1 protein-coding gene is annotated in these 1,688 nt (G+C 65.6%); it reads right to left on the bottom strand.

What is annotated here, in order from left to right; all coding sequences use genetic code 11:
* Positions 1 to 170: 170 nt before the first annotated feature.
* On the bottom strand, positions 171 to 1,565 hold the full coding sequence (locus tag AC0B44_RS21195) for an IS1380 family transposase (protein ID WP_471904695.1): 1,395 nt from the start codon (positions 1,563 to 1,565) through the stop codon (positions 171 to 173).
* Positions 1,566 to 1,688: the final 123 nt, after the last annotated feature.

Genomic DNA, 1,688 nt, shown 5'->3' with positions numbered 1-1,688 from the left:
CCTCGATCTTTCGTGCGGGTGACGCGCCGGCCTGAGCAGTTCGGACTGGGTGTGGAAACCGCGGATCCGGTGTGCGGCCACGATCGACTACCCGACACAGTCGGGTGACGCCGGGGTCCACAGCCCCGAGTTGAGCGTCCTTTCGTCTCGAAGAAGAAGATACGTACAGGTCAAGCGGGCGCAGGTAGCGCCGAGAGCCTGTTCAAGCCGGCCACGAGAACATCGACACCAGGAGCCGTCGCGGCCAGCCGCAGACGAACACGGCGGGCATGCCGGGCGATCTTCCCGGCGATCGACAGCAACCGCAGCCGCAGCCGTTTCGGTTCCCACCGCCGCGCCGGAACCTCGGTCAACGCGAGCATCTGCATCCACGTCGTCAGCTCGCATGCGAGTTGCACGAGCGCCAACCAGATCCGGTTCTGATCGAAACCGTGCAGCGGAAGATTCTGTAGTCCGGTGACTTTCGCGGACCGGATCCGGTCCTCACACCGAGCCCGCCGACGGTGCCGCAGCTCCAGATCAGGGAGCTGCCCGCGGCGCGTGTTCGTCACGAACGCGGTCAACCGCAGGCCGTCGCGGTCGGTGAACCGCAACTGCGCACCCGGATGCGGGCGCTCCTTGCGGACGATCACGCGCATGCCTTTCGGCCACGTGGACAGGTCGAGCAGGTCGGTGATCTCGGTGACCCAGGCACCGTCGCGGACCTGCCCGTCGGCGTCGTAGGCCGGGGTCCACGCTTGATCAGGAACCAGATCGATCGCCTCGGCGTGGGTGTCGGTCAACCCGAATCCAACCGAGTACGAGAGCCTGCGCTTGGTCAGATACTCGATCAGGTGGTGGGTGCCGCCAGCGCCGTCGATGCGCACCAGCACCTTCTTCCCGACCCGATATCCCGGATCGAACGGCAGCTGCGCCAGTGCGTCCTGCACCACGGTGATGTGGTCGGCGGCGGTGTTCGAACCCGAGTTACCCGGCCGCAGCAACATCGCGACGGGTTCACCGGTGCCGCCCATTCCGTGGTCGACAAACGCGCATAGTGGGTGAAAACCGAAGCCTCGCTTGAACGTCGGAGCCGCCTGTTCTTTCTCGGAATGTGCGGTCACCAGGGTGGCGTCGATGTCGATGACCAGCGGGTTCTGCTCGTCGATGGTGTGGTCCGGTGCCGCGGAGCCGGCGGCGGCCCAGGCGTGGGAGCGGGCGGTGGCGCGGGCGCGTCCGATCGCGGTCAGGGCGGTGTCGGCGTCGGCGGCCAATACGCTGATCAGGCGGGAGACGGTCGGGTCGGAGGCAATCGTGCCGAAGAGTTCGGGGTGAGCGCGCAGTTGGTTGATGTCGGCGAGACAGTCCCCGCCGATGGCCAGGGACAGCGCGAGGTCGAGGACGATTATGCCGGGGTCGTGGCGGGCCGATGGTTTCCGGAAACCGGCAAGTTCAGTGGTCAATGCCGTAGCGAGGCCGGTCTTCTCCGCGGTGCGCAGCAGCAGGACGGATCCGGCGTGCGACACGATGCCGGTTCCGGTGGCCGATGCGGACAGGTGTGGGTAGGGGGACGTAGACTTGCTCACCGGAATGGTGCTCCTCGAACTCGGACTGATTCAACCTTCGCAAGTCGAATTATCCCAGTTCAGGGCACCATTCTTCGTGTTTGACACGGGTTTCCACTCAATCAGCATGAAATCCCGAGGCTA

Source organism: Rhodococcus sp. NPDC019050 (assembly GCF_055664235.1).
This window is presented reverse-complemented; position numbering and strand designations above follow the sequence as displayed.